This is a genomic window from Serratia sp. SSNIH1 (assembly GCF_002935055.1).
Taxonomy (GTDB): Bacteria; Pseudomonadota; Gammaproteobacteria; order Enterobacterales; family Enterobacteriaceae; genus Serratia; species Serratia nevei.
Genome location: NZ_CP026383.1, coordinates 786,235 through 808,664 on the forward strand (window position 1 = coordinate 786,235; position 22,430 = coordinate 808,664).

Below are 22,430 nucleotides of genomic sequence, written 5' to 3' on the forward strand. Positions count from 1 at the left end.
TCTGATGGCTTCAGGAGAGTGAAGCGGTTGGAATAAAACAGAATTTGCCTGGCGGCAATAGCGCGGTGGTCCCACCTGACCCCATGCCGAACTCAGAAGTGAAACGCCGTAGCGCCGATGGTAGTGTGGGGTCTCCCCATGCGAGAGTAGGACACTGCCAGGCATCAAACCAAGCCGAAAGCCCTGAACTGACGTTCAGGGCTTTTTGCTATGCGTAAAACGTAAAAAAGCGCAGCTGCGCTGCTTTCCCCTGCTTCTCTCCGATAAACAGCCAGAGAAAAGGCCTCGAAGGGCCTTTGATTAGGGTGTGTTTGCTTTTTTTCACTTATTATTCGGTTAATGCGAGCTGCCCTGAGAGATGCCCAGCCCGGTTTGCGAACGGACAAACTGAGCTCGGAAGCGTTCCCGCTCCTGCTGCCCGGCCAGCGAGCTATCGGTGATCGAGAACAGCCAGGTGCCGACAAAGGCCACGAACATCGAGAACAGCGCCGGATATTCATACGGGTAAATCGGCTTTTCATGGCCGAGGATCTGCACCCAGATCGTCGGGCCGAGGATCATCAGAATCACCGCCGTCAGTAGGCCCAGCCAGCCGCCAATCATTGCACCGCGAGTGGTCAAACGCGACCAGTACATCGACAGGATGATGATAGGGAAGTTACAGCTAGCGGCGATAGAGAACGCCAACCCGACCATAAAGGCGATGTTCTGCTTCTCGAACAAAATCCCCAGCGCGATAGCGACCAGGCCGAGCACCACGACGGTGATTTTGGAGACCTTCAGCTCATCGCGTTCGGTCGCCTTGCCGTTTTTCATCACGCTGGCGTACAGATCGTGGGAAACGGCCGATGCGCCGGCCAGCGTCAGGCCTGCAACGACCGCCAGAATGGTGGCGAAGGCCACCGCCGAGATAAAGCCGAGGAAGAAGTTGCCGCCAACGGCATTGGCCAGGTGCACCGCCGCCATGTTGGTGCCGCCCAGCAGCGCGCCGGTGGCGTCTTTGAACGCTGGATTGGCGCTGACCAGCAAGATGGCGCCGAAGCCGATAATAAAGGTCAGGATATAGAAGTAACCGATAAAACCGGTGGCGTAGAACACGCTCTTGCGCGCTTCTTTGGCGTCACTCACGGTAAAGAAGCGCATCAGGATGTGCGGCAAACCGGCGGTGCCGAACATCAGCGCCAGGCCGAGCGACAGCGCGGAAATCGGATCGGAGACCAAGCCGCCAGGGCTCATGATGGCGATGCCTTTCGGATGCACCTTCACCGCTTCGGCGAACAGGGTATTGAAGTCGAAGTTGACCGATTTCATCACCATCAGCGCCATAAAGCTGGCGCCGGCCAGCAGCAGCACCGCCTTGATGATTTGCACCCAGGTGGTGGCCAGCATGCCGCCGAACAGCACGTACAGCACCATCAGGATGCCGACCAGGATCACCGCTACGTGGTAGTTGAGCCCGAACAGCAGCTGGATCAGCTTGCCGGCACCGACCATCTGCGCGATCAGATACAGCGCCACCACCACCAACGAGCCGCAGGCCGACAGGGTACGGATCGGTTTCTGCTGCAGACGGTAAGAGGCGACATCGGCAAAGGTATAGCGGCCGAGGTTGCGCAAGCGCTCCGCGATCAGGAACAGAATGATCGGCCAGCCGATGAGGAAGCCGATGGAGTAGATCAGTCCGTCATAGCCCGAGGTGTAGACCAGTGCGGAGATACCGAGGAACGAGGCGGCGGACATGAAGTCACCGGCTATCGCCAGGCCGTTTTGCAGGCCAGTGATGCGCCCGCCTGCGGTATAGTAGTCCTGACGGGAACGGGTGCGTTTGGAGGCCCAATAGGTGATGTAGAGCGTGGCACCGACAAACAGGATAAACATCACGATCGCTTGGATGTTCAGCGGCTGACGATGCACTTCGCCGCCGATGGCGTCGGCATAGGCCAGATCGGGCAGCAACAGCAACGCGGCGGCGGAAAGGGCGGAGCATAGACGCTTCATTGTTTCACCTCACGCAAAATTTCTGCGGTGAGGCGATCGAACTCGCCGTTGGCGCGAAATACGTAGATCCCGGTCAAGACGAAAGAGATCACGATCAGCCCGACGCCGACCGGGATCCCGCGGGTGATGGTCGATCCGGCGGCGATCGGCGTACCGAGCCATTGCGGATCGAAGGCGATCAACAGAATAAAGCCGACGTACAGCGCCAGCGTAATCAGCGAAAGCAGCCAGGCGAACCGGCCGCGTTTTCTCACCAGCTCTTTAAAGCGCGGGTTTTCTTCAATCCCTTGATAAATGGTGTCATTCATCAGAGTGTCTCCAGTAGGTATTGATAGAGTACGCCGCGCCAGGGCCGCTCAACGGCGTGTTATCCGAATGAGTGGCCTGAAGCGGCGTAAATTATGACGGCACTTTCATTGATTGTTTTTCTTCCAACAGCTTGTCGACTACGGCCGGATCCGCCAGCGTGGAGGTATCCCCCAGGTTGCTGGTGTCGCCGGCGGCAATTTTGCGCAGGATACGCCGCATGATCTTGCCGGAGCGCGTTTTGGGCAGCGAATCTGTCCAGTGCAGCACGTCCGGCGTGGCGATCGGCCCTATCTCTTTACGCACCCAGTTGCGCACTTCGGTATAGAGCTCCGGCGTCGGTTCTTCGCCGTGATTCAGCGTGATGTAGGCGTAGATCGCCTGGCCTTTGATGTTGTGAGGAATGCCGACCACCGCCGCTTCGGCGATTTTCGGGTGCGATACCAGCGCGGACTCGATCTCGGCGGTGCCAAGACGGTGGCCGGAGACGTTCAGCACGTCGTCGACGCGGCCGGTGATCCAGTAGTAACCGTCCTCGTCGCGGCGGGCGCCGTCACCGCTGAAGTACATGCCTTTGAAGGTCGAGAAGTAGGTTTGCTCGAAGCGGTCATGATCGCCAAACAGGGTACGTGCCTGGCCCGGCCAGGAGTCGACGATCACCAGGTTGCCTTCGCATGCGCCTTCCTGCGGTGTGCCGACGTTATCGACCAGCGCCGGCTGTACGCCGAAGAAAGGCCGCGTGGCGGAACCGGCCTTCAGCTCGGTGGCGCCCGGCAGCGGGGTAATCATGAAGCCGCCGGTTTCGGTTTGCCACCAGGTATCGACGATCGGGCACTTTGCGTTGCCTATCTTGTTGTAATACCACTCCCAGGCTTCCGGGTTGATCGGCTCGCCGACCGAGCCCATGATGCGCAGCGAATCGCGTCGGGTGCCCTCGATCGCCTTGTCGCCTTCGGCCATCAGGGCGCGAATGGCGGTCGGCGCGGTATACAGAATGTTGACCTGGTGCTTGTCGATCACCTGCGACAGGCGATTGACGCCCGGATAGTTAGGCACGCCTTCGAACATCAGCGTGGTGGCGCCGCAGGCCAGCGGGCCGTACAACAGATAGCTGTGGCCGGTGACCCAGCCCACGTCGGCGGTGCACCAATAAATGTCGCCGTCGTGGTAGTCGAACACATACTTAAAGGTCATCGCAGCGTACACCAGGTAGCCGCCGGTGGTGTGCAGCACGCCTTTCGGTTTGCCGGTCGAGCCGGAGGTATACAGGATAAACAGCGGGTCCTCGGCGTTCACTTCTTCCGGCGAGCAGTCGGCGGAGACGCCCTGGGTCAGCTCATGCCACCACAGATCGCGCCCTTCCTGCCAGTAACCCGGTTTCCCGGTGCGTTGGAACACCACCACGTTAGCCACGCTGACCACGCCGGGGTTTTTCAGCGCATCATCGACGTTCTTTTTCAGCGGCACGGCGCGGCCGGCGCGCAGGCCTTCATCGGCGGTGATCACCAGCCTGGCGTTGGAGTCGATAATGCGTCCGGCGACCGCTTCCGGCGAGAAGCCGCCGAAGATCACCGAATGTACGGCGCCGATACGCGCGCAAGCCAGCATTGCGACCGCCGCTTCCGGCACCATTGGCATATAGATGGCCACCACGTCGCCTTTTTTCACGCCGAGCTTTTTCAGCACGTTAGCGAACTGGCAGACATCGTGGTGCAGCTGTTTGTAAGTCACCTTTTTGGATTGGGTCGGGTCATCGCCTTCCCAGATAATGGCGGTCTGGTCGCCGCGCTCAGTCAGATGGCGGTCCAGACAGTTGGCAGACAGGTTCAGCGTACCGTCTTCAAACCAACGAATGCTGACGTGGCCGGGATCGAACGACGTGTTTTTAACTTTGGTATAGGGTTTGATCCAGTCCAGGATTTTGCCATGCTCACCCCAGAAAGCCTCTGGGTCTTGAACCGACTGTTGATAATACTGTTGGTATTGTGCCGGATTAATCAGGGCGCGCTCTGCAATTGCAGAAGGAATAGCGTGTTTATGCAGTTGGCTCATAGCTTTTCTCCTTGAAGTTGTTAATGATATGTCAACTGAAGGTTAAGTATAGTTTGCTACGATTCTTTGTTTCTTTTTTGCGCGGCAGATCACGCAACAAAGATATTGATTTGTAATAGTTCTGTCGCATTTGCAGGACGTATCTATCTCTTTGGCGTTTAAATCATCGTAAACCCGCGTTTTTAGCCAAAAACACTTATCTAAAGAACAAAAAAGAATAAAAGAAGACGAGACTGTTTGCCTCGTGATTAATCGCGCCGGAAAGGCCTGCGTTATTTCGCGCTATAAATCTTTTTGGATTATTTTTCGTTATTAATATTCGAAGTTGGTATTAACGCGATATAACGATGGACGGCACGCCGTGAAATAACGTTTTATTAACCTTTAATTCCTGATGAAAGTTCGGGTGATACCCAGGGGTATTCACTCTGCGCCATCGTTCGATTTTTAAGCTAAATATAAAGCGGTGCTGCATTTATGGCCGAAAATGTCACTCGGTCAATTCTCATTCATTTTACTTTTGCGTAACAAAATATAAACATTTGATGCGGATTAAATATGCAGAATAGACGAAAAATAACGCATTTTAATGGCGTTCAAAAAAACGTCGTCGGCGCGGTTATGTGCTTCATTATATGAAAAATTATGTTTTTAATAACAAGTAATTATGCCGTTTGAAATAGTAACGCGAATTTTTTGTGATTCGATTCAGCGCTCAACCCTGACAAATCAAGGCTTGCAGAGCATGCCGCCCGGATGATACAGATTTATACTGCGTCGCACCCAGGGCAGGTGAACGCTTCCACTGAATTAACATAAGCCTGTAATAAATGATTAAGTATTCTTTTCTCCGTGTTGCGACTTTGTACGGCGAAAAGAGTCTTTGAGGACTTTTTGGGTATGAAAAGTGTAAAAATTAGCCTGGCTTGGCAAATCCTGATCGCGTTGGTACTGGGTATTATTGTTGGCGCGGTATTGCACAACCAGACAGAATCTCGTGAGTGGCTGGTCAGCAATATTCTCAGCCCGGCGGGTGATATCTTTATTCGCCTGATCAAGATGATTGTGGTACCGATCGTTATTTCCACGCTGATCGTCGGTATTGCCGGCGTGGGCGATGCGAAAAAGCTGGGCCGCATCGGATTGAAAACCATTATTTACTTCGAAGTGATCACCACCGTTGCCATCGTGGTGGGGTTGACGCTGGCCAACGTATTCCAACCTGGCCACGGCATCGATATGTCGACGCTGACCACGGTGGACATTTCGCAGTATGAGAAAACCACCGAACAGGTGCAAAGCGGTTCGCACAGTCTGGTGGCGACCATTCTGTCGCTGATCCCGTCGAACGTCTTCTCGTCGATGGCCAAGGGCGACATGCTGCCGATTATCTTCTTCTCGGTGCTGTTCGGTCTGGGGCTGTCGTCGTTGCCGAAAGAGACCAAAGAGCCGCTGCTGAAGGTGTTCAAGGCGGTGTCCGAGAGCATGTTCAAAGTCACCCACATGATCATGCGCTATGCGCCGATCGGGGTGTTTGGCCTGATTGCGGTCACGGTAGCCAACTTCGGTTTCGCCTCGCTGCTGCCGCTGGCTAAGCTGGTGGTGCTGGTCTACTTTGCCATCGCGTTCTTCGCCCTGGTGGTGCTGGGAGCGGTCGCCCGGCTGTGCAACCTGCGCATCTGGACGTTGATCCGTATCCTGAAAGACGAACTGATCCTGGCTTATTCCACCGCCAGCTCGGAAACGGTGCTGCCGCGCATCATCGAAAAGATGGAGGCTTACGGCGCGCCCAAGTCGATCACCAGCTTCGTGGTGCCGACCGGCTACTCCTTTAACCTGGATGGCTCGACGCTGTACCAGAGCATCGCCGCTATCTTTATCGCCCAGCTGTACGGCATCGAGCTGTCGTTGGGGCAGGAGATCGTGCTGGTGCTGACGCTGATGGTCACCTCGAAAGGGATCGCCGGCGTGCCGGGCGTCTCGTTCGTGGTGCTGCTGGCCACGCTGGGCAGCGTCGGCATTCCGTTGGAAGGCCTGGCGTTCATCGCCGGCGTGGACCGTATCCTGGATATGGCGCGCACCGCGCTGAACGTCGTGGGTAACGCGCTGGCGGTGTTGGTGATCGCCAAGTGGGAACACCAGTTCGATCGCAAGAAGGCGCTGGCCTACGAAACGGAGTTTCTGGCGCAGAAGGTGAAGCCGGCCAACCAGGCCTAATCACCGAGCATCGCCGACGTTAAAAACGCCCCGGGCAGCTGTGCCGGGGCGTTTTGTTTTTTAGCCGTCTTCTCTCAGCCACTTTCTTTTCTCCGTCCCCACTGCGCGACTTGCATCCCCGCTTAACAGAATCTAAAGTGTTACCAAATTAATAGAAATGATAATAGATGTTATTATCATTTTCATTTAATGATGTATGGAGACACACAAAAGCCGTTGAACGGCGGGGTTACGCCCGTTCGGCGTCTTTATTCGGGCTTATCAAAGGTAGGTAACATGTCGGACACCGCTTTGGCCTCTGAATGGTTGCCGCTGGCGCCAGCGCAGCTTGATTTCTGGGAAGAACACACCTTACACCCCGGGCAGGCCCTGTCCACCGTCGCACACTGCACCGAACTGTGCGGCGCGGTAGAGGAAGAGGCGCTCTGCCGGGCGATCGCCACCACCCTCGCCGAGACGCAGGCGTTTGCCCTGCGCTTTGGCGAACGGCATGGCGACGCTCCTCCGCCGTTACGGCACGATCCACGGCGTATACCGCCATTGCAACGCATCGATCTGCAAACGCACGGCGATCCCTGGCAGGCGGCGCAAAACCTGATGCGCGAAGATATCGCGCAGCGCCGGGCGCTGCACTGCGAGCCGTTAGCCGCCGCCTGGCTGATCAAGCTGGGGCCGGAGCGCTACCTCTGGTACGTACGTGCGCACCATATTCTGGTTGATGGTTTCGGTATGGCGCTAATTGAACACCGCTGCGCCGCGTTGTATGCACACTATCTGGGTGAAGGCAGCGCGGGTATGCCTCTGGGCGCCTTCGACGCCTTTCAACAGGCTGAGCTGGCCTACGCGGGTTCTGATCGATGCGAGCGCGATCGGCGCTTTTGGCAGAGCTATCTGCCGCCGTCGCAGGCGTTGCCGACGGTGCGCAAGGGCGGTGAGGCCTATGGCGTGCGGCGTCTGAGCACCCACCACCGGCTACCGGCGGCGGTATCGCAACGACTGGCGCAGCTGGCGGAGCGCAGCGGCATCAATTGGCCTGACTTGCTGGTGGCGCTGTCGGCGGCCTGGCTGTTTCAGGTGATGCCCCGCGACACCCGGCAGGGCGAGGCGTTGCCGATGTGGATGCCGGCGATGAATCGCCGCGGGCAGGCCGCCACCAACGTGCCTTCGTTGGCGGTCAACACGCTGCCGCTGCTGGTGTCACCGCCGCCAGCGGAGACGCTGGGGGGCTTTCTCACCGCTCTAACGCAGCAGCTGCGCGAGCTGCGCAGCCACGCCGGCTACCGCCTGCGCCAACTGGCCGCCGACCGCGGTGTGGATCCTGACTCGCGCTTCTTTATTTCCCCCTTCATCAACGTGCAACCCTTCGATGCGCCTCGTTTTGTCGGCTGTAGCGGCACCCGCCGCGTATTGGCCGGCGGCTCGGGCGACGGTTTTAACCTGACTTATCGCGGTCGCACCGACGCCCGCGATCTGCAGGTGGATATCGATATCTATCTGGAGCAGTTCCCGGCGGAGGATGCGCTGGACTATGGCGAGGCGCTGCAGGAATTCCTGTTGCGCGCGCTGCAGCGGGAAGCCTGGGAGCAGCCGCTGGCGGCCCTGACGGCATTGCCCGCCTGATAAAATGCGGGCGGGGAATGTCCCCGCCCAAGTGGTGTGATTTCAGCTGGCCAGCAACGCCGCCACTTCGCGCGCGTTCTTGCACGGCAGGAGGGAACTGCTTACCAGACGGGTGCCGAAAGCGTCATTGAGGCGTTCCGCCACCTGTTTGATATGCGGCAGCTTCAGCCCCATGGCGATAAACGCCGTCTCTTCTCCCCATTCCGGGCGCGGTGCCACGCCGATCGCCTGCCAGTAAATGGTCAGGATCTCTGCGCTGCGCGCCAAAGGCGCGTTCGGCGATGGGGCTGCACAGGCGTTCAGCGCCGGCGCGGTTTGCTGGTGGCTCAGGTCGGCACGGATGCGATGGCGGTCGGTTTTGCCGTTGGCGGACAGCGGCAGCGCCTCGGCATGGATAAAGCGTGTCGGAATATGGGTACAGGGCAGATAGCCGGTGGCGAAGGCGCGGATCTCGGACAGCGGCAGGGGGTTACCGTCGCGGGTCAGATACAGGGCACCGAGCGCCGCCTCGTTGTTCTCTCCGCTGGGGTAATCCACCACCACCATGTCCTGGATCGCCGGATGGCGGCGCAGCACGTCTTCGATTTCCGGCAACGAGACGCGCACGCCGCGGATCTTCACATAGCCGTTCACCCGGGTGGCGAACATGATGTTGCCGTCCGCCCGGTAGTAGCCTTGATCGCCGGTGCGAAAAGCGCGCAGCGGTTGCCCATCCGGCCCTTCGAGGGTAACGAAATCGTGCTGCTTCAGCTCCCCCTGCTCCAGGTAGCCCAACGCCAGGTTGACCCCGGCGGTATGGATGCGGCCGACCACGCCGGCCGGGCAGTGGCTGCCGTCGTCATGGCAGATGAAGTAGCGGTTGGCCGGCAGCGGGCGGCCGTAAGGCACGGTGCCGTTCTCCTGCGGGGCGATCGGGTGCCAGATGCTCCAGATGGTGGTTTCGGTCGGTCCGCCGAGCGAGAACAGCGCGAGATCCGGGCGCAAGGTGCGCAGGGTTTGTACCGTCGCCGGTTTGATGTAGTCGCCGCCTTGCGCCACCAGGCGTAGCGAACGCAGGCTATCGGCCGTTTTGCAGGTGAGCAGCATTTCCAGAATCGCGGGCACCGAACACCACAGGGTGACCCGATGCTTTTCCACCAGTTGGTTCCAGCTGATGGCGTCCTTTTCCTGATGCGGCGCCGGTAGCACCAGCGTGGCGCCGGCGCACAGCGAACCGAACAGATCGAACATCGACATGTCATGGTGCGGCGGCGTGACGGAAATGAAGACGTCGTCGGCGGTGACCGCCCAGCGCTGCTGGGTCTGGTGGACGACGTTGGCGGTGGCGCGGTTGTTGAGCACCACGCATTTGGGCTTACCGGTGGTGCCGGAGGTATACAGGTAGTAGCTCGCGGCCTGGTTGGCGCTGCGTTCAACCAGCGTTTGTTCATCCGGCAGTGCAGGCGTGCGATCCGTCGGCGCCAGCAGGGTCGCCGGCGTCACGCCAATGGGCGTCTCCAGATCGCCGCCGTGCACCACCAGCGTCGGTCGGCAGTTTTCCAGCAGGTAGGCAGTGCGTTCCGGCGGCGAGTTGATATCGACAGGTACCCAGATCACGCCCTGCAGGGCGCAGGCGAGGCTAAGGATGATCTGTTCCGGGCTGCGCGGCAGATACAGCGCGACCACGTTGCCCGGCTGCACGCCGCGATTCTGCAGATTGGCGATCGCCGTGGCGATCCGCTGGCCCAGCTCGCGGTAGGTCAGCGTCTGTTCGCCGCAGATCAGCGCGTTGCCGCCGCCTTGCGCGCCGAACAGCCGCTCGGCCAGCTGTGCCAGATAAGGATAAGGTGCGTAATTCGCTTCGCTGTCGTTGTGGCGGTAATGCGCCAGATCGATGAAGTCCCGCGGCGCGATCGCCAGATCGGCCCGTTGGCAGCTGTGCAGGATGCGTCGCTGCAATGCCGCCAGCATGGCTTCTACCTGTTCACCGTGCAGCGCCTGCTCGGCGTAGTCCACGCACAGCTGCAGGTTTTTTTCGCTGTCCAGCGTCAGGCGAATGTCGATGGCGACCTGCGGCGTTTGGGTCAGGCCGTCGTGGAAGCGCACCGGCGCCTCGGCCGGCAGCGTCTCCCAGCCCAGGCAGTTGGTCAGGATCACCGGTAGCGCCGGGCCGCCTTGGCTTTGGCCGAGCAACTGCCGCGCCAGATCGACGCCGGAAAACGTCAGGTGATCGAGCGCGCCGAGCACGTCGTCCTGCAGGGCTTGTGCGCGCTGGATAAAACCTTCGCCGTGGCGCGAATAGCGTACCGCCACGAAGCTGGAGGCGTTGCCCAGGGCACCGTCGGCGGCGGGGAATGCCACCGGCACGCCGACGCACAGCTCGCCGTCGGTGGTCCAGTGGGCCAGCGTATCGAGGATCAGCGCCGACAGCAGGCTGTTGCGCAGCAGCGCATGTGGCGATCCCAGGCGGCCGAGCTGTTTTATCGTATCGCGCGACAGCGTCAGGGTGGCGCGGCGATAGCGCGACGAGGTGAGATTGGCGAGCGGGGCGCGCCACGGCAGTGCCGACGGCGTGGTGACATCCTGCAGTTTGTCGCGCCAGTAGGCGGCATCGGCCTGACGCTGCGCCGCAGGTGCAGCAGGGGGCGGCAGCGCAGCGGCAGTCGGCGCCAGAGGGCGATCGTCAAACAGGCGCGCGATCACGGTGGAGATCCCCTGGCCGTCGAGGATCAACGCATCGAAGCTGGTGAGGATCAGCGTATCGTACGGCGATCCCGTCGGATCCTGCTGTTCGGCAAGTTGGATCACGGCGATGCGCCACAGCGGTTGGCTCGGATCGTGGCGCTGGTGGGAGTAACGCTCGCGCAGCTGTTCGACCTGGCGCTGCGCCGCTTCGCCATCAAGGGCGCGCAGATCGTGGCGATCCAGATGCAGCGTCACCTCCGGGCGTACGTGCTGCGTGCCGCGCTGCACATCGATGCAGGTGCGCAACGCCGGGTAATGCTGTACCAGCTCGGTCAGGCGCGCTTCAAGGCGCGGTACGTCCAGCTGCCGGGCGCGGTATTCGCGAAAGTCGTGCATCGCCACGCCGCCGAGCGGCCATCGATCGCTGCGGCCCAGAAGATAGGCCTGCTGCAGTGCGGTTAAAGCTGTCTCCATGGTACTTCCCTATAGTCGCTAACCGATTAAAACGAGCCGGGCGCCGCGCGCCCGGAAACCGATCTCAGTGCTGCGGCGCCAGCGCGGCGAGCAGCGTTTTCGCATGCCTTCCTACCTCGGGCGAGCGTTGGCAGATCAATGCCGCCAGCGCCGCAGGGGAGGAATGCGCCGCCAGATCCTGCGCCGTCAGCCCCGCCGCCAGATACTTGTTGAGCACCGTCAGCAGCGCGTTCACCCCGGCATCCGGCAAGGCTAACCGGCGGATGTCGTCGTGGTCACGCAAGCCGGCCTCGGGGGCCACCCGCGCCAGCAGCCGGTGCAGCACCTGGCGCACCGGCGCCTGCTGCGCCAGCGCGTCGGGCGTGCATTGCGCCAGCAGCTGCGACAGCGGGCGATCGAACGCCCCCGTTTGCCGTGCGGCCAGGTGCAGCAGCGCCCGGTAACAAGCCAGCAGGCGTGGCAGCACCTGCTCGGGGAACGCGTCGAGCCGCACGTCCCAGTTGATCAGAATGCCGTCGTCGACGTGGGCGACCTGCGCATCCAGCGCCACCTGCGGCCCCTGAGAGATGACCCAGCCGAGACGGCCGAAGGTGTCGGTGACCCGTTCGGAAAACAGCGTCTTGCCGCGGATGCCGAAACCGGCGGTAAACACCACCGGCGAAGGCTGCAGGCTGCCGTGCAGGCGCGACAGATCGCGCATCACGCTCACGCCGGGGTAATCCGCATGCTCGATCAGCTCCGCCAGCTGCGTCATCAGGCGCCGGCAGAAGGCGCTCAGGTTTTCCGTCGGGTTCAGCTCCACGCCGAGCAGCACCAGGTTAGAGAAATCGCCGATGAGGCGATGCGCGTCCTCCCGTTCGCTCTCGCGGTGGAACAGCGGCACGTTGAGCCGAAAGCGCGTCATGTTCCAACCCTGGCCGACGGCCAGGGCGAACAGTGCGAGAAACAGCGTCGAGAGCGAGGTGTGGTGCCGTTTGGCGACGTTCTCCAGCGCGCGGCTTTCCTCTGCATTCAGCTGTATGGCCAGGCGATCGCTGCGGCAGCGGTCCGGCGTGCGCAGCAGGCGCGGCGCCGGTGGCACCTGCGCCAGGCGCTCACGCCACCAACGTTGACCGCGTTCGCGCCGCTGACGCAGCGCCTCGTCGGCGTCACGTTGTGCGAGGTGATCGAAGTAGGCCGGCGGCGCGTCATGGAAGGGCACCGGTGGGCACTGGTGATAAAACGCCGTCAGATCTTCCATCAACAGGCGAAAGCTCATGGCATCGCCGGCGATCATATCGAGATCGACATGCAGGCGCCTGCGCCCTTCCGGCAACAGGCTCAGGCTGATATCGCAGGGCACGCCCTGTTCCAGCGGCAGCAGCTGGGTACTTTTTGCCTGGCGTTTGGCGGCGAGCGCGGCTGCCAGCGTCGCTGTATCGGCGTGCCGCCAGTCGTCGAGATGCAAGGCATGCCGGGGGCCGGGAGGCGCGATTGTCTGGCGGCCATCATCGGTAATGCGCAGGCGCAACAGCGGATGACGCAGGTACAGCGCATCGACGGCCTGGCGCAGTCGGGCGAGATCCAGCTCGCCGCCGTCGAATTCCGCATACAGGTGGGCGGCCATGCCGCCGAGGGGAGGAGCGGACTGTCGGCCTACCCAATAGGCGGCCTGCATCGTGGTCAAAGCTTTCATCGGGTATCCATTTTGATTCAGCCAACGAGACTGCAAGAATATATCCAAATGTTAATAGGAATGAAAATTATTATTATTTGATCCATTTGGCGCGAGGGTGCTATCTATAAGGGGTTTTAGCGAGAGCTGACGGGGGTATCGTTGGGTGTGAATAATTTACCTATATTATTCTTAGTATTGTAATGATTGCTTGTTATTACAGCGCCTGTTTTACCTGCGAAAGTATAAGGTTTTCTGGCGGCTATCGCGGCCTGCCTTACACCTTTGTTGATAATGATTTGCATTAGAAAATGCAAAATATTATCATTCTTAACATTATTTTACGTTTTTATACAAGCTGCCGGCCGCTCCGCCGGCGGCTTGGCCGTGGACGGGGCCGCACCCGTCGGGCCGCGGAAGGCATGGGTTTGCCGCAGGGATAAGCAACACAAAGGTCGGGAAGGCCGGAGCGTCATGGTCTGTGTGAGTGTCGATGTAGGTTGTGTAAAAAAAAATCAAATTTTGTGCACCTCTGGGATGAAAGGAGAAGACATCTATGGGCAAGCATTTTGCGGCTCAACGGCATGAAAGCGTAGGAAACGGGGAAAAAGCGGGGTTGAAAGCCATTGGGGCGTTTTCCTCCGTATTTTTAGGGGTTTGTTCACTGGCGATCGGTAACGTCAATGCGGCGGAAACGAAGAGCAACGAAACCTACCAGGACGCGGAAACGCTGCTGGTCACCGGTGAGAAGATCAAACGTTCCATTTTTGACACCGGCTCTAGCGTCGAAGTGTTCGACAGCAACCGCATCGCCTCGATGCCTAATGCGACACAGGTTCCCGATTTGCTGCGCATGACCCCCAACGTGGTGGATGTCGGCATCGGCAACGATCTGCCAACCGTGCGTGGCGTTGACGGCTCCGGCCCGACCACCGGTGCTGGCGCTTTCCTCAGCGGCACCCGTCCGCGCCTCAATCTGTCGTTGGACGGCCGTTCGCTGACCTATAACGAACAAGCCTACGGACCGCAATCGCTGTGGGATCTGGATCGCGTTGAAGTGTTCCGCGGCCCACAAAGTTATATTCAGGGGCGCAACGCCATCGCCGGCGCCATCGTCATGGCCAGTAAAGATCCGACCTTCGAATGGGAAAGCGCCTTCAAGGGCGGGGCCGGCAATCAGCACTCTTCACAGTTGGCGGCCATGGCGTCCGGCCCGCTGGTGGAAGATCAGCTGGCGTTTCGCGTCAGCGTCGATCGCCAGCGCCGCCGCAGCGATGCTGACCTGCCGGCCTATGAGCCGGTGGGCGATCCGCGTGAAGTGGAGGCCACCACCGCTCGCGCCAAGCTGCTGTTCAATCCGGCCGGTTTGCGCGATCTGACCACCAAACTGACCTTTAACCACTTCGGCAGCTCCGCGCCGCAGAACGAAAGCCTCAACCCGCAACCGCATCCTGCGAGTGCGCGTCACGACATCCGCCGGCCGGTGTTCAAAAGCAATGTGAACAGCGGTATCTGGGATCTGGCCTGGGAGGCCTCCGATGGCCTGGCGTTGGAAAACCGCGTTATCTATACCGATTTCAACATTAACCGTGCCACGGCTTATAAGTTGCCGTACGCCGACATCGGCGGCAAAGAGGTGCACGTGGAGCCGGTGGTGCGCTTCGGCGGCGCGGACAGTCGCCTGCACGGGCTGGCGGGGCTGCGTTATTTTCACGCCAAGCAGGATGAGTTCGTCAATATCTTCGGCGGCGCGACGTTTAAAGATAAAACCGACACTAACTCGGCCTTCGCTGAGTTGACCTATGCGCTGACGCCGCAGGTGGACGTGACCGCCGCCAGCCGTTTGGAACGCGAACATCGCAAACGCAACGGTGGCAGCCAGGCGGTGCGCATCGACTTCGACGAAACCTACACCGTGTTCCTGCCGAAGTTGGACGTGGCCTGGAAACCGACGGACACTCAAACCTACGGCGCCAAGATCGCCCGCGGTTATAACGCCGGCGGCGCGGGCATTACTCTCAGCAGTCCGATCGTCAGTTACACCTACGGTTCCGAGTATGTCTGGAACTATGAGCTGTACACCCGTCATCACCTGAAAGACGCCAACGTGGTGCTGACCAGCAACGTGTTCTACAACGATTACAAAGACATGCAGCTGCCTTATTACTTGGGTGAAAACTCCAGCGTGATCCGTAACGCAGACAAGGTGGAAACCTACGGTGCGGAAATCGGCGCCACCTGGCAGCCGCGTTGGGACTTCGAGCTGTTCGGTAACGTTGGTCTGCTGAAAACCAAGATCAAAAAGTTCTCGGGCAGCGGCGTGGAAGGGCATGAATTGGGACGCGCGCCGGCTTACACCGCCAACATGGGCGCCAAATATCAGTTCCTGAAAGGGTGGGAAGTGAGCACTAACGTGGCGTTCTCGGACTCCTATTACTCGGCGTATGACAACGATTCGCGCGGGCGTATAGGTTCCTACTGGTCGGCTAACGCCCAACTGGCCTACACCTTCGCCTATGGGCGCGCCACGCTGTTTGCGCAAAACCTGTTCGACTCCGAGCGCCGCATTATGGTTGGTGGCAACGACATCTACACCGCGACGCAGCAGCGCCCGCGCATGGTCGGCGCAGCGGTTGAGCTGAATTTCTAACGCTATCGCGATGACGGGGGACGAATGTCCCCCGTTTTATGCGCTATCCCGGCACGGCCGGGCAAAGGAGATAACGCAGTGATCGGTGATTTTGACAGCATTCTGAGCGATGAAGAGGCCCAGCGGCTGGAGAGCGCGTTTCTGGCGCTGGGCGCGACGTCAGCGAACGGCGAACGGCCGGTGAGCGAAGCCGAAGAGCGGGCATGGTTTGCCCATCTGCAGCAGGGTGACGCACGCGGGCAGCGGGCGCTGGCCTGGCGCCTGACGGGAAAGGTGAATGTTGCCCAACTGACGGCGGCGCTGCAGGCGCTGGTGCGGGAAACGCCGGGCGTGGACGTGCGCTACGTTTTTGATGACGAAAACGGTCTGGTGAAACGCCCCGCCGGCTCGGCGCCGTTGCCGGTGAGCCTTCGTCAGGTGGAGGACGAACAACACGCCATGGGTTGCCTGCTGCAGGCGCAGGCAACGCCGTTTGAACTGGAAAGCGAAGCGCCGCTGCGCTGCCTGCTGTTGCTCACGCCGGGCGATGACGTGATTTTGGGCGTGGTCTTGCATGACATCCTGGCGGAAACGCTGCCGTGGCGCCACCTGCCGGCGATGCTGTCCGCCCGTTACAACGGGGATGTGATGCCTCTGTCTTTCGCGGTGGCGCCGGTCGAGCTGGCGGAAACCTCGGAGCCGCAGCTGCCGTGGGTGCGCCAGGCGGTCTCGCTGCAGGATTACCGCAGCCCGGCGCAGCGCGCTGAAGCGTTGCCGCCGGTGGGCTCGCGCGTGGTCACGCGCATTGCTCGCTCGCTGTTGCCCGCCAACGACACGCCGCGGGCCTTGCTGGCGGCGGTGGCGGCACGGTTTGCCGAGTTCGTCGCCGCGCAGGCCGGTGGCCAAGCGGTGCAGCTGTGTGTGCCGGTGGCGGAGACGGCGGAGTGCGTCGGCCTGGAGCTGGGCCTGACGGCGGCGGCGCTGATGCGCCTGACCGTGCAGCATGGCGAGGGCGACGCCGGGCAGCGGCTGCTGGTGCAGGCCGTGGCTGAACAGCCGGACCCGCAACGGGCGCAGCTGCTGGTGGCCTGGCGCGACGATCTGGCCGCAGAGTGGCGGCTGGAAGGCGTTCACACCGAACGCCTGTTGCTGCCGCCGCTGCATACGCTGTTTGAACTGGCGCTGCTGCTGGGCTTGCCGGAGGCAGAAACGCTGACGCTCGAGCTGGTCACCGACCCGCGCCTGTCTCCCCATGTGGCGCCTTTCCTGCTGGAGCAGTTCAGCGCGTTCCTGGCCGGGCAGCGGATTGCCGTCGCCTTGCCGGCGGCTGAGGCCGCTTCCCCGGCGATGGCCGCGCCGGCGGCGAACGGCGACGCGGACGAAAGCGTTGCACCGCTGATTTTGCAGGAGTTCCGTGAGGCGCTGGTGGCGCCGGAAATGACCCTGGATGAAGACTTCTTCGATCGCGGCGGCCATTCGCTGGTCGCTACCCGGGTGATCGGTCGCTTGCTGAGCCTGCATCAGATCGAAATCAACATTAACGATCTGTTCAGCCATCCGACGGCGCGCGGGTTGGCGGGCTACGCCAAACGCCTGAACGTCGCGCAGCCGAATGCCGCGGTGGCCACCGCCGACGACCATGATCGCGCGCAGGCGCCGCTGTCGCTGGCGCAGGAATCGCTGTGGAAGGTGTATGAAGCCTTTGGCCATGACGAGATTTTCAACCTGCCGTTCTCTCTGCGCTTCTTCGATGCGGTGGATGAAACGGCGCTGCGTCAGGCGTTTATCGACGTCATGACTCGCCATACCGTGCTGCGTTCACGCTTCGTCGAGCAGCAGGGCGAGGTGGTGCAGGTGGTGGTGCCGGCCGCCGAACTGTCGGATTACCAATGGTTCCGCTTCTCTCAGGAAACGCCGGCGGGCAACGCCGCCGCCCTGTTGGCCGATGCCGGCCAGCACCGGTTCGATCTGGCCGCCGAGCTGCCGCTGCGCGTCACGCTGCTGCGCGATGCGGACAACGGCCAACAGCTGCTGTCGCTGCTGTTCCACCATGTGGTGCTGGATGAATGGTCGCTCAACCTGATGATGGATGAGCTGGGCGTCGCCTATCGCCATCGCGTCGTCGGCCAGGCGCCGCAGTGGAGCGGGCAACCGCCGCAGTTCCACACTTTCGCCCGGCAGCAGCGGGCCTCCGGGGTGCAGCAGCAACATCTGGACTACTGGCTCGACGCGCTGCGCGGCGCGCCGGTCGGCCAGCCGATCTTCCGGCAAGAAGCGTCCACTCACCCGGCGGTGCCGGCACCGGCGGACGTCAACGGCGGCTGGCTGGAGTTCGAGGTCGATCCTGCCGTGGCGGAAGGCCTGTATCAGCTCGCCCGCCGCAACAACGCTTCGCTGTTCAACGTGGTGTATGCCGGGATTATCTCGGCGCTGCGCCTGCTCGGCGGCCCGGCGGATCTGCTGGTGGGCACCTCGACCTCCGGCCGTAACGACGCCGAGTTCTTCGATACCGTCGGCTACTTCACCACCGTAGTGGTGCACCGCGTGCGCTTCGACGAGGGGCTGACGGTGGCCGGGTTGGTCAGCCAGGTGAAAAACACCATCAACGGCTCGCTGCCGTACACCGATATTCCGATCGATCTGGTGGAGGAAGGGCTGTTCGGCGTGGACGCCGACCGCAAGAACCACATGTTTGAAGTGTTTATCCAGATCCACAGCCGCATCAAGCTGAACGGCGAGTTCCGGCTGCAGGACGGCAGCGCGATCGCCTACCGTCAGGTGGAGCCGGAGAAAGCCGAATCGCTGCTCGGCCTGCAGTTTGAGGTGATGGAAGACGATCTGGCCGGGAAGAAATCCCTGCGGGTGATGATGACCTATCGCCAGGACCACTACAGCCGGGAGCAGGCCAATCTGATCGCCGACGGCGTTCAGCACGTCTTTACCCAGTTTGCGCAGCACATCGCTGGCGATATCGCTCTGGCGGCGCTGCCGCCCGGGCCGCAGGCATGACGTTGTTTCACTCTAACCGAAAGCATGATTTTCAAGGAGATAAAAGGATGTCTGGAACCCTAGCAACCCCGCGCGCGTTACTGTCGCTGCTGGTGGCGGCCTCTCTGGTGGTCGCCGGCGCCGCGCAGGCGGACGATGTCGGCATCAAACCGCAGGACATCAAGCGCGAGGCGCTGTCATCGACGGTGGTGGAGATGGCCTACAGCACCTCGCAACAGGCGCTGTTCGTCAGCGCGCCGGACTGGAAGGAAGAGGCGCGCTCCCGCGTGCTGCGGCTGGATCCCAACACCCTGGCGATCAAGGCAGAGATCCCGCTGCAGGTGAAAGGCTTCGGCGTGGCGCTGAACGACGCGGGCAATCGCCTGTACCTGACGCAGGCTTTCAACGGCGAAGTCGGGGTGGTGGACACCACCACCAACCACGCGCTGGGCAGCATCAAGCTGCTGGACAAAGCGGTGCTGGAGCAGGCTTACAAGCAGGCGGGCATCAGCGGCAAGCGTCTGGATTTCCTGTTGGCGGAGCTGAAGAAGTTTAAAATCACCGAGGACTATCTGTACCGCCTCCGCGAGATTAAATATGACGCGCAAAGCGGCCGCCTGTTCCTGCCGGGGCTGGGCTTCGGCGTCGACAGCGTGCTGTACGTGGTCGATACCAAGGCCGGCAAGCTGGAGAAAGTGATCCCGGGCTTTGGCTACAACGCGGTGGGCATCACGCTGGATGAGAAGGGCCGCCGGGTGTTCGTCTCCAACATGCAGGGGCAGGTGATCACCCTGAACGCCGACACGCTGGCCATCACCGCTACGCACGAGGTGCAGGCCGATCAACTGCTGAATCTGGTGTATGACCCGGCGAGCAATCGCCTGCTGGGCGTCGATCAGGGCATCGATCGCGACGACTACCGCAACCATCATCTGGGGCACGACTACGTGAAGCGCAGCAGCGGTCACCGGGTGTTTGCGCTGGATGCGGACAGCGGCAAGGTGCTGGCCAGCGAGCTGACGGATGAGGTGCCGATCGGCCTGCTGCTCGATGAGCGCAGCCAGCGGCTGTATGTCGCCAACCGCAAAGGCGTGCGCGTGGATCACGGCGCCGGGACGCTGACGGTGTTCGACGCCAAGACGCTCAAGCGCCTGCAAACCGTAGACCTGCCGCCGCACCCTAACAGCCTGGCGTTGGATCCGAAAGGCGACGCGCTGTTCGTGACGGTGAAAAACGACGGTGCCTCCACCAAGGCCGGCAAGCCGGAAAGCGTGGTGCGCATTCAGCTGCATACCAACTAACTGAATATAAATATAAAAAAGGGCGCCTCGGCGCCCTTTCTAGTGGCTGACAAAGGAGGAAAAAGCGTGGTTTTTCCTCCTTTGTGGTTATCAGCCGAAAATCAATGAATTGATTTTCCTTGTTTTCTATCTGTCGCCTAATGAAAGCCCGGCAACGTCATCCGCTTTGTCATTTACCTCAAGGGGTGCTGAGCACCCCTTTGTCGTTGGGTCATGTCATCAGAAGTGGGTGTTGATGCTCATGTAGTAGGTACGGCCCGGTTCGTTGTAGGTGGCCGCACCCGCGCCGGCGATATTGACATCACCGGTGTTCGGATTGCCGACGTTCTGCGCGTTGCCGGCGCGGAACTGGCGTTTGTCGAACAGGTTGTCGATGCCGGCGGTGACGCTGACGTTTTTGGTCAGGTCATAGGTCGCGCTGGCGCCGACGACGGCGTAAGGGCTGACTTCATGGGTTTCGCTGCCGGTGGCCGGTTTACCCTGGTAGTTGTACTTCTTCGGCTTCTGACGGCCGTACCAGGTCAGGGTGGACTGCATCGACAGATCCTGCGTGGCCTGCCAGCTGAGGGTCGAGTTGACGGTGAACTTCGGGATCACCGACAGGTAGTCGCCGGTGGTCTTGTTCTTGTTCTCGATCATGTAGGTGGCGTTGTTGCTCCAGGTGACGGTCTCGCTGACCGGCACGTTCAGCGAGCCTTCCAGCCCCTGCACCACCGCTTTCGGTACGTTCTCCCACTGGTAGACTGGCGTGCCGGTGCTGCTGGTGGCGATGCGAGAAGTGCCCGCTTCAATCTTGTTGTGATAATCGTTGCGGAAGTAGGTCACGCCGGCCAGCCAGCCTTCGTTATGGAACTCCAGCCCGATCTCTTTGTTGACGCTGGTCTCCGCCTTCAGATCGTCGTTGCCCAGCAGGTAGCAGCCTTTCTTGATATCTCCGGCCGTACAGCCTTGACCCGCGCTGTATAACACGTAGTTGCCGTTAGTCTGGAATAGGTTGGGTGCCTTGTAAGAACGCGCGATACCCATTTTCAGCGTGAAGTAGTCGCCCAGCTCCTGCGACAGGTTCAGCGCCGGGCTCCAGTTGTTACCGGATTCTGAATGCAGATCGTAACGCAGGCCCGGCGTCAGCATGGTGGTGTCGGTCAGCTCAATGTTGTCTTCGGCGAACAGCGAGAAGATATGCGCGGAGGCATAAGGGTTGCGATTTTTGCTGGATACGCCTTCAATGGCTCCCCCGGTTTTAGCCCCTTCAAGCGCTTGTGCGATAGAAGAGCCGTCCTTCATCCGTTGCTGGCTCCACTCGGTGCCCAGGGTGGCGGTCTGTGAAACGCCCAGCTCAAACGGCACGCTGACTTCGCTGTGCGCCAGGAAGTCGTCCAGCTTGGTAGTGCCGAACCCAGTATTGTTGACATCGAAGATACCTTCGGTGCCGCCGGCCAGCCCTTCGTTTATACGGGTGTTACGGGTGCGCTCGAACTGCACGTAGTTGTTGGTGCTCACGCCGTTGTCCCAGGCGCCGCGATGGGTCAGGCCGAAGGTTTCACGGTAGATGCGGTTGGTCTCTTTGCCGTAGTTATTCTGCACCAGGGCATTGGTGTTGGTGTTTTGGGTATCGCCGGCGTACAGGTTGCCCTGGCGGCCGTAGGCGTACTCGAATTCCAGCGACTGCAGATGGGCGAAGTCCCAGTGCAGCAGGGCGTCGATGTTTTTATCGACCACCCCTTCGCGCCCTGCAGGAACGCTGTTGGCGTAGGTGCCTACGCGTTCGGATTTATGCGATTCGTTAATGTCCCAGGCGTCGGCCTGCGTTTTGCTGTAACCGCCGAACAGGCGGAAGCTCAGGGAATCGCTCAGCGGGCCGGACAGGCTGAAGTCGGTGCGCTTGGTGGCGCCCTCCTGCTTGTGCTGCGGCACGTTGAAGTAGCCGTTCAGCGAGCCGTGCAGCGCATCGCCGGCCTTCTTGGTGATGATGTTGACCACGCCGCCCGCGGCGCCGTTGCCATAGCGCGCTGCGGCAGGGCCGCGCAGCACTTCGATGCGTTCGATCATTTCCGGCGGCACCCAGGCGGTATCGCCGCGCGAGTCGCGCTCGCCGCGCCAACCCTGGCGTACCGAGTTGCGGCTGGAGGCCGGCTTGCCGTCGATCAGAATCAGGGTGTTTTCCGGGCCCATGCCGCGGATATCGATCTGGCGATTGTTGCCGCGCTGGCCGCTGGTGGAGTTACCGGTCAGGTTAACCCCGGGCATGGTGCGGATCAGTTCGCTGATGTCGCGCGCCGGCGGGCGTTTTTTGATCTCTTCGGCGGTGATGGTGGATACCCCCGGCGCCTGCAGGTTTTGCCGGGCGGCGGTCACGACGATGGTGTCTTCGCCGCGCGGCTTTTTATCCGTGGTGCCGCTGTTTTCTTCCGTGGTGGGGGTGTCGGTCTGCTGTGCGGCGTTGGCGAACGCGGTCGCGCCCAATCCCAAGCCGATAAGAGTGGCTAAAGAATAACGTGATAGCTTGCTTTTCATCTGAGTGTCCTAC

General features: G+C 60.9%; 11 protein-coding genes and 1 rRNA gene. 6 read left to right on the forward strand and 6 right to left on the reverse strand.

Annotated features, from left to right (window positions below; all coding sequences use genetic code 11):
• Window positions 1-47 precede the first annotated feature (47 nt).
• Window positions 48-163: ribosomal RNA gene (gene rrf / locus C3F38_RS03760) — 5S ribosomal RNA — on the forward strand.
• A gap of 173 nt (window positions 164-336) precedes the next feature.
• Here the strand turns inward: rrf and actP are convergent.
• The 3 genes from actP to acs form a co-directional block, all read right to left on the reverse strand.
• Entirely contained in the window at window positions 337-1,998 is a 1,662-nt protein-coding gene (actP, locus tag C3F38_RS03765) for a cation/acetate symporter ActP (RefSeq protein ID WP_038879352.1), read from the reverse strand.
• Complete coding sequence (locus C3F38_RS03770; RefSeq protein ID WP_004930047.1) at window positions 1,995-2,306, reverse strand: DUF485 domain-containing protein; 312 nt, start codon at window positions 2,304-2,306, stop codon at window positions 1,995-1,997. The genes actP and C3F38_RS03770 overlap by 4 nt, the downstream gene beginning before the upstream one ends.
• Window positions 2,307-2,397: 91 nt before the next feature.
• Window positions 2,398-4,356, reverse strand: coding sequence for an acetate--CoA ligase (acs, locus tag C3F38_RS03775; protein WP_055317491.1), 1,959 nt, complete (start codon window positions 4,354-4,356; stop codon window positions 2,398-2,400).
• Between the two features lie 900 nt (window positions 4,357-5,256).
• Between acs and gltP the strand changes: the two genes are divergently transcribed.
• Together gltP and C3F38_RS03785 are read left to right on the forward strand one after the other, a co-directional pair.
• Window positions 5,257-6,573, forward strand: a complete 1,317-nt coding sequence (gene gltP / locus C3F38_RS03780; RefSeq protein WP_015376334.1) for a glutamate/aspartate:proton symporter GltP — start codon at window positions 5,257-5,259, stop codon at window positions 6,571-6,573.
• Window positions 6,574-6,849: 276 nt separating this feature from the next.
• Window positions 6,850-8,193 (forward strand): condensation domain-containing protein, encoded by a 1,344-nt coding sequence (locus C3F38_RS03785; RefSeq protein WP_055317490.1) that lies wholly within the window; start codon window positions 6,850-6,852, stop codon window positions 8,191-8,193.
• Between the two features lie 42 nt (window positions 8,194-8,235).
• On the opposite strand, the gene C3F38_RS03790 is transcribed toward C3F38_RS03785, so the two are convergent.
• Both C3F38_RS03790 and C3F38_RS03795 read right to left on the reverse strand, forming a co-directional pair.
• Complete coding sequence (locus tag C3F38_RS03790; RefSeq protein ID WP_055317489.1) at window positions 8,236-11,331, reverse strand: amino acid adenylation domain-containing protein; 3,096 nt, start codon at window positions 11,329-11,331, stop codon at window positions 8,236-8,238.
• A 64-nt stretch (window positions 11,332-11,395) separates the two neighbouring features.
• Complete coding sequence (locus C3F38_RS03795) at window positions 11,396-13,006, reverse strand: condensation domain-containing protein (RefSeq protein WP_055317488.1); 1,611 nt, start codon at window positions 13,004-13,006, stop codon at window positions 11,396-11,398.
• A 535-nt stretch (window positions 13,007-13,541) separates the two neighbouring features.
• Between C3F38_RS03795 and C3F38_RS03800 the strand changes: the two genes are divergently transcribed.
• The 3 genes from C3F38_RS03800 to C3F38_RS03810 all read left to right on the forward strand — a co-directional run bounded on the left by C3F38_RS03800 (window position 13,542) and on the right by C3F38_RS03810 (window position 19,903).
• Window positions 13,542-15,635 (forward strand): TonB-dependent receptor, encoded by a 2,094-nt coding sequence (locus C3F38_RS03800; RefSeq protein ID WP_038879335.1) that lies wholly within the window; start codon window positions 13,542-13,544, stop codon window positions 15,633-15,635.
• Window positions 15,636-15,713: 78 nt separating this feature from the next.
• Window positions 15,714-18,623: a condensation domain-containing protein gene (locus C3F38_RS03805; RefSeq protein ID WP_055317487.1), complete on the forward strand. Its 2,910-nt coding sequence runs from the start codon at window positions 15,714-15,716 to the stop codon at window positions 18,621-18,623.
• Between the two features lie 47 nt (window positions 18,624-18,670).
• Window positions 18,671-19,903, forward strand: coding sequence for a YncE family protein (locus C3F38_RS03810; RefSeq protein WP_038879328.1), 1,233 nt, complete (start codon window positions 18,671-18,673; stop codon window positions 19,901-19,903).
• A 219-nt stretch (window positions 19,904-20,122) separates the two neighbouring features.
• Here the strand turns inward: C3F38_RS03810 and C3F38_RS03815 are convergent, their stop codons facing one another.
• The gene (locus tag C3F38_RS03815) at window positions 20,123-22,417 is read right to left on the reverse strand and encodes a TonB-dependent siderophore receptor (RefSeq protein ID WP_055317486.1); all 2,295 of its coding nucleotides are present in this window, start codon (window positions 22,415-22,417) and stop codon (window positions 20,123-20,125) included.
• Window positions 22,418-22,430 lie beyond the last annotated feature (13 nt).

Coding starts and splice junctions, on each gene's coding strand:
- actP (WP_038879352.1), bottom strand. CDS start 1,998: ATGAAGCGTCTATGCTCCGCCCTTTCCGCCGCCGCGTTGCTGTTGCTG.
- C3F38_RS03770 (WP_004930047.1), bottom strand. CDS start 2,306: ATGAATGACACCATTTATCAAGGGATTGAAGAAAACCCGCGCTTTAAA.
- acs (WP_055317491.1), bottom strand. CDS start 4,356: ATGAGCCAACTGCATAAACACGCTATTCCTTCTGCAATTGCAGAGCGC.
- gltP (WP_015376334.1), top strand. CDS start 5,257: ATGAAAAGTGTAAAAATTAGCCTGGCTTGGCAAATCCTGATCGCGTTG.
- C3F38_RS03785 (WP_055317490.1), top strand. CDS start 6,850: ATGTCGGACACCGCTTTGGCCTCTGAATGGTTGCCGCTGGCGCCAGCG.
- C3F38_RS03790 (WP_055317489.1), bottom strand. CDS start 11,331: ATGGAGACAGCTTTAACCGCACTGCAGCAGGCCTATCTTCTGGGCCGC.
- C3F38_RS03795 (WP_055317488.1), bottom strand. CDS start 13,006: ATGAAAGCTTTGACCACGATGCAGGCCGCCTATTGGGTAGGCCGACAG.
- C3F38_RS03800 (WP_038879335.1), top strand. CDS start 13,542: ATGGGCAAGCATTTTGCGGCTCAACGGCATGAAAGCGTAGGAAACGGG.
- C3F38_RS03810 (WP_038879328.1), top strand. CDS start 18,671: ATGTCTGGAACCCTAGCAACCCCGCGCGCGTTACTGTCGCTGCTGGTG.
- C3F38_RS03815 (WP_055317486.1), bottom strand. CDS start 22,417: ATGAAAAGCAAGCTATCACGTTATTCTTTAGCCACTCTTATCGGCTTG.